The organism is Aggregatilinea sp. (genome assembly GCF_036822615.1).
Taxonomy (GTDB): Bacteria; Chloroflexota; Anaerolineae; order Aggregatilineales; family Aggregatilineaceae; genus Aggregatilinea.
In genome coordinates this window covers 1-6,342 of the sequence record NZ_DAISHJ010000185.1, presented here as the reverse complement: position 1 = coordinate 6,342, position 6,342 = coordinate 1, and the positions used below count along the sequence as shown (strand labels likewise).

Here is a 6,342-nt window from a genome sequence, read left to right as displayed (position 1 = left end):
CCATCACTTCCGGCATATTGGTCACGAACGGGTAAATCGTCGTCGGCTGATTCCAGCGCACCGCTTCGAGCCGCTGGCGCAGCGTCCGGTTGCGCCCGGCGATGATCACGAGCTGCATATCCAGGCGACGCGCGTTGAGCGCCCGCGCTGCCGCGTAGACCGGCCCCATGCCGTCCCCGCCGCCGACCAGCAGGACCGCCGGGCGGCGCGCATCCCAGCCCAGCTTACGCCGCGCCTCGGCCTTGCCCATCAACCCCTGCACAAAGCCGGGATGCACCGGCAGGCCGGTGATCCGTAGTTGATCCGGGCGCAGACCGAACGCCTGCCCGCGCCGGTACGCGGCCTGCGTCGGCGCGAGGCAGCGATCCACGTCGCGGTCGTACCAGAACGCGTGCGTACTGACGAGATCGGTGATCACGGTGACGAACGGCGGGCGGCTCGATCCCATACGGTTCAACGCCCACAGCGCGGGCCGCACCAGCACCGAATGCACGCCCACCACCACGTCGGCGGGATGATCCGCCACCAGCCGCCGCATGCCCCGATCCCACATCTGTTTGATCGCGCCCATCACCAGCCGGTCGCGGACGTGCGCGTTGGCGAAGGCGTAGCTCCAGCCCCACGTCGGCGCGGCATAGCGAACCCAGCGCGGGTAGATTTCGGGCATGCGGTTGAACGGGAAGGGGGTATAACGCCGGTAGACGTCCACCAGCGCGTAGGTGTACGCGCCGGGGTAGCGTTGGTCGAGCGCCGCACGGATCGCGTCGGCGGCGGCGCGGTGGCCTCCGCCGGTATCGGACATCAGGAAGACGATACGTTTCATATAGGAAGTGGTCAGTATTTAGCAGTCAGTGGTCAGTGATCAGTTTTCAGCAAAAGCGAAAGGCAAACCTCACCCCCGGCCCCTCTCCAATCAAGTTGGAGAGGGGAGACACGCAAAATCCCCGGCGGTTTTGTAGGAGTGGGGCTTGCTCCGCACGGCTTTGCTCTGCTTTAACTAACGACTGAAAACCGGTCACTGATTACTTTTCTCCGGCGGCTCGACGCGCTTCACGGCGCGCTCCAACTTGCGGCGCGGCAGCATGACGCGGTGGCCGCAGCCCAGGCAGCGCAGCCCGACGTCCGCACCCACGCGGTACACCTCCCACCGGCGGCTGCCACAGGGATGTTCTTTGCGCATCTGGACCACATCGCCCAGGTGAATCTCGATTGGCATCGCTCGCCTATCCTCGCGGACGGCCCAACACCGCCCGATCCCCGATTATACCCGCGCCGTGCCGGATCGTCGCGCGCAGTTGCGGCGTGCTATAATCCGCGCGACGGGACACTTACAGGAAGCCCACGGAGGCGTAGTGTACAACGTATCGCTCGAAACGCTGCTGGGCCGGGCCATCGGCCTGCTGATCGGCTTCACGCTGCACGAGTTCGCGCACGCCTGGACCGCCGACCGCCTCGGGGATCGCACGCCCTACTACCAGGGCCGCGTGACGCTCGATCCCCGCGCGCACATCGACCCGATCGGCATCGCGCTGGCGCTGCTGGCCGGGTTCGGCTGGGCCAAGCCCGTGCCGATCAACCCCAGCGCCTTTTATCCCAACGAGAAGCGCGGGCTGGTGATCGTCTCGCTGGCGGGGCCGGTCATGAACCTGCTGATCGGCATCGTCGTCGGGCTGATTCTGCGCGCCACGCTCGCCAACGCGTCGCTCGGCAGCTTCACCTACAGCGTGCTCTACACGGTCATGATGTTCAACTTCGTGCTGTTCCTGTTCAACCTGCTGCCGCTGTCGCCGCTGGACGGGTACAAAATCGCGGTGGGCGTGCTGCCCTGGCGCTACAGCAGCGACCTCACGCGTTACGAGCGCGAGACGACGTTCATCCTGCTCCTGCTGCTGATGATGGGCGTCATCACGCGCGGGCGGCTGGACATCCTCTGGACGGTATTGGGACCGCCGCTGACGGCGCTGCGCAACCTGATCCTGGGGTGGTGACGGTGAGCGTATCGTCTCGTCTATACCAGGGTTTCCGGGCGCTGGGCGCATGGGCACGTCCCGTGGACGACACGCGCGCCGCGCGCCACCTGACGCCCGACCAGTTCGCGCTGTACCGCCGCATGCGCCGCGCCGAACGCCAGCACAGTCTGCGTGTGCTGGACGCCTTACTCGCGGGCGGGCACGACGATCCCGATCTGCTGGCCGCCGCGCTGCTGCACGACGTGGGCAAGATCCGCACGGCGTTTTTCCTGCCCGAAAAGGTGCTGGTGGTGCTGGTGAAAGCCTTCGCGCCGTCCCGTTACTGGGCCTGGGGCAGCGAATCCGCACATGGCTGGCGGCGACCGTTCGCGGTCAGCGTGCAGCACCCGGCCTGGGGCGCGGAGATGGCCGCCGCTGCCGGATCGACGCCGCGCACGGTCGAGCTGATCCGGCGGCATCAGGACCTGCTCGACGGCCCGCCGTCCACAGAGACGGATCGCCTGCTGCGCGCGCTGCAAGCCGTGGACGACCGGAGTTAGGGTTTTTATGCCTGTTCACGCGGGGCAATTCGTGAATTGCCCCTACGGAAACTCGCGGTGAGCAACGATGATAACCGGGCGGAGCAAGCCCCGCCCCTACGATTAACGGTTATTGGGGGCGTATCGCAATACGCCCCTACAGGCGTCGTATAACTGTTACTCAATTTGATCTGGCTAATCGCTCATTGCTAACCGCTGCTTCTATTCAACTTTTCGCGCCCTGACCGCGTAGTATCAATAGGACACCGCCACACACCCGCCCGCGCGGGAGAGGACACACAACCATGCACGTGAATGTTGCAATCATCGGTATGGACCGCCTGGGAGCGTCGTTCGGGCTGGCGCTGAAGCGCTACCAGAGCACGTCGAAGGGACAGCACACCTTCACCATCATCGGCAGCGATCCCCGCGCCCAACCGATGAAAGACGCCAACAAAATGGGCGCGATCGATAACTTCAACCGGGCCGTGCTCAAGGCGACCGCCAACGCCGACCTGCTGATCGTCAACGCGCCGTTCGGGGCGACGGAAGAGCTGTACGCACAGTTCGGCCCCGATCTCAAGCGCGGCGCGGTCGTGCTCGATACGTCGCTGCTCAAGGTGCCGGTGTTCGGCTATGCCAAAGAGTTTTTCCCCAAAGATCCCCAGGGCAACCCGGTCGCGTACGTGGTCGGCATCACGCCGATCGTCAACGCCAAGGCGCTCTACAGTGGGGACCTGGAAGTCGAGGGCGCGCGCGCGGATCTGTTCGATGAAGCGGAAGTGCTCGTCACGCCTGACATCGGCACGCCCAGCGAAGCGATCCAGCTTGCCGAAGACCTGATCGGGCTGATAGGCGGCAAAGCGCGTTTCATGGACCCCGCCGAACATGACGGGCTGATCGCCGCGACGGAAATTCTGCCGAGTCTGCTCGGCACGGCCACGTTTTACATGCTGACCCAGTCCGAAGGCTGGAAAGAATTCCGCCGCATGATCAACCCGACCATGGCGCTCACCATGCAGGGCTTGCGCACGCAGCGCGCCGACGACATCAACGGGCTGTTGAAGCGCAACAGCGCGAACGTCGCGCGCCACCTGGATTCGCTGATCGACGTGCTCCAGCAGCTCCGCGAGGCGCTGGCCGACGACGACGAGGACACCATCGAGGCGTTCACCAGCAAGGCGCTGTCCGAGTGGGATAAGTGGGACGTGAAGCGCTTCAGCGGCCAGTGGGAAGAAGGCCGCGCCGCCGTCGATAGCGTTGCCGGGCCGCTCGGCTCCCTCGGTGGGATGCTCGGCATGCGCCGCCGTCGCCGCGACAATGACGAAGACGAGGATTAGCAGTCGGCGGTCCGTATTTGGCCGTTGTCAATTGGCGAAACAACGTAGGGCGTATTGCGATACGCCCCAGGTGCACCCTATTCAGCATTTCGAAAAGGCGCTGAGGCTTGGCTTACTTCGTAGGGGCGGGGCTTGCTCCGCCCGTTGAGCAAAAGCCGGGTAGAGCAAGCTCTACCCCTACGGTGACCACTGCTCGCGCTTTGCATTAACGTCAGGGGGAAACAATCATAGTTGTCCCGTTAGCTTAGGTCTTTGCTTTTCAGCTAACCGCCAATCGCTAACGGCTGTTCGCTTAAAAAGGCGGGAGTGTATGGGAGTCGAACCCACCGCGGCCCGCTCTGCGCGACCCGCCGCCGATTTTGAAGACCGGGAAGCCCACCGGGACTCATACACCCCCATCACGATCCCCGCGTGGAGGAATGCCACATTGTAGGCGATTCCCCCGCATTTCTCAACCTCATTCCCCCAAAACCGAACTCTAACACAGCAGTTTGCACGAGAAACGCACGTCTGCCATTATAATGAAAAGTGCGGAGTCAACCGTACACAGATCGGGGGATGCCTTATGCGTTGGCGCTGGCTCGGATTACTCGCTCTTGTGATCGCGTTCGCACCTTTCGCTTTCACCCAGGCCCAGGACGGCTCAGGGAATACACCTGCCCGCATGGAGATTGGAGGGATCAACCGGGAAGACTTCCCGGAACTGACACTCCTGGTCAACGTGTGGGATGCCTTCAACGTCCCCGTTCCCGATCTCACCGCAGACGACTTCAACATCACCATCGACGGCAGTCCGGCCACCATTCTATCCGTCGAAAACGTCACCGGGAATGAACTGCCGATCTCCGTCGTGCTGGTGGTGGATACCAGCGAGAGCATGACCGGCCTGCCGCTCGAAAATGCGCAGCAGGCGGCGCTGGCGTTCCTCGACAACCTCGCGCTCGCCGATGAAGTCGCTCTGATCGACTTCGACTCGACCGTCAAGCTGGCGCAGGACTTCACCACCGATCTCGACGCGGTCCGTTCGGCCATCGAAGGGCTGACCGCCGACGGCGCGACGGCGCTGTGGGATGCGGCCTATACCGCGGCGGACGTCGCGTCGCAGGCCAACACGCCCCGGCGGTTTGTGGTGTTCCTGACCGACGGCAACAACTACGGCAGCCTCAGCACGCATTTCGCGGAAGACGCCGTGACGCTCGCCCAGGACCAGAACATCCAGTTTTATACGTTTGGCATCGGCTACGGCATCGATCCCAACTATTTGCAGGAGCTGGCCGAGTCCACGCGCGGCCTTGTGCTGCTCTCGCCGACCTCGGAAACGCTGACCGCGCAGTATGCCTATCTGGCGTCGTATCTGCGCACGCAGTACGTGATCCGGGTCGGCACGGAACTGGAACCGGATGGCGCGGCGCACGACGTCGAGGTGATGGCGGGCGACACCAGCGCCCAGGGCGACTTCGAGTCGCCGGATCTCTACCCGCAGTTGACGCTTGACGGCCTGCCGGAAGGGGCATTCGAGGAACCCGTCACCCTCACGGCAGAAATCACCGCGCCGCGCGGCATCGGCACGCAGTCCGTGCTCATCGACGGCGAGCCGGTCGATGTTTCCTTCGAACCCTTCGTGGAAGGCAGCGTCCAGGCCTCGCTCACGCTCGATCCGTTTGACTTCGAGCCGGGCGTCGAGCATACCCTGACGATCCAGGCCACCGACGCGGAAGGCGGCTCGCGCGAGACGAGCGCGTCCTTCACCGTGGCCGATCTCGCGCCGGAGATCACGATCAGCGGGCTGGACGAGGGCGCAGTGGTCAGCGAGGGCAGCATCACCGTCTCGGTGAGCGTTGATCGCGCCCAGCAGCCGGTGAGTGCGGTCATCGCCCGCGTGGACGGCCAGGAAGCCGCCCGCGTGGACGGGGAGCCGTTCGATCTGGCGCTGGACCTGCTGCCGTTTGGGCCGGGCCAGCATACCCTGCAAATCGCGGTGGTCGATCCGAGCGGCGAGACGACCTTCGACCGGACCTTCACGCTCGATCCGGCCCTGTTCGTGACGCCGACCGCCACCCCGACCAATACGCCGACCGTCACGCCGTCACCCACCCCGTCGGATACGTCCACGCCAACGTCCACACCGTCCGAGACGCCGACCAATACCCCGACGGACACGCCGTCGCCGACCGAAACGCCGACGCCCACCGCCACGGTAACCGACACACCACAGCCGACCAGCACGGCCAGCGCGACTGCCGCCCCCAGCGACACGCCGGAACCGTCTCTGACGCCCACCACCGAGCCGACGGAAGTCGCGTTCGCGCCGGAAGCCACATCCGAAGAGCGCGCCGCGACACAACCGCCCACGCGCACGCCGCGTCCGACGCGCACACCGACCGATACGCCGACCGATACGCCGCAGCCAACGAATACCGCGACGGATACGCCGGAACCGACCGCGACCCGGACGCCGCGCCCGACCAATACGCCGAGTAATACACCGACCGATACGCCAACGAATACGCCGGA

Annotated in this window: 6 protein-coding genes and 1 tRNA gene; 4 read left to right on the top strand and 3 right to left on the bottom strand. The window is 64.8% G+C overall.

Annotated features, from left to right (window positions below; genetic code table 11):
* Both V7116_RS24985 and V7116_RS24980 read right to left on the bottom strand, forming a co-directional pair.
* Positions 1 to 823: MGDG synthase family glycosyltransferase (locus V7116_RS24985; RefSeq protein ID WP_324394721.1), on the bottom strand; the 823-nt coding region annotated here is incomplete at its 3' end.
* Between the two features lie 192 nt (positions 824 to 1,015).
* Positions 1,016 to 1,216 carry a DUF951 domain-containing protein gene (locus V7116_RS24980; protein WP_324394720.1) on the bottom strand — a complete coding sequence of 67 codons (201 nt, stop codon included), beginning with the start codon at positions 1,214 to 1,216 and terminating at the stop codon, positions 1,016 to 1,018.
* Between the two features lie 136 nt (positions 1,217 to 1,352).
* On the opposite strand from V7116_RS24980, the gene V7116_RS24975 reads away from it, so the two are divergent.
* The 3 genes from V7116_RS24975 to V7116_RS24965 all read left to right on the top strand — a co-directional run bounded on the left by V7116_RS24975 (position 1,353) and on the right by V7116_RS24965 (position 3,828).
* Positions 1,353 to 1,988: a site-2 protease family protein gene (locus V7116_RS24975; protein ID WP_324394719.1), complete on the top strand. Its 636-nt coding sequence runs from the start codon at positions 1,353 to 1,355 to the stop codon at positions 1,986 to 1,988.
* 2 nt (positions 1,989 to 1,990) lie between these two features.
* Positions 1,991 to 2,509 carry an HD domain-containing protein gene (locus tag V7116_RS24970; protein ID WP_324394718.1) on the top strand — a complete coding sequence of 173 codons (519 nt, stop codon included), beginning with the start codon at positions 1,991 to 1,993 and terminating at the stop codon, positions 2,507 to 2,509.
* A 284-nt stretch (positions 2,510 to 2,793) separates the two neighbouring features.
* Positions 2,794 to 3,828 (top strand): prephenate dehydrogenase, encoded by a 1,035-nt coding sequence (locus tag V7116_RS24965; RefSeq protein WP_324394717.1) that lies wholly within the window; start codon positions 2,794 to 2,796, stop codon positions 3,826 to 3,828.
* A 301-nt stretch (positions 3,829 to 4,129) separates the two neighbouring features.
* On the opposite strand, the gene V7116_RS24960 is transcribed toward V7116_RS24965, so the two are convergent.
* Positions 4,130 to 4,225 (bottom strand) — tRNA-Sec (locus tag V7116_RS24960).
* Positions 4,226 to 4,492: 267 nt separating this feature from the next.
* Here V7116_RS24960 and V7116_RS24955 point away from each other — a divergent pair.
* Positions 4,493 to 6,342: vWA domain-containing protein (locus V7116_RS24955; RefSeq protein WP_324394716.1), on the top strand; the 1,850-nt coding region annotated here is incomplete at its 3' end.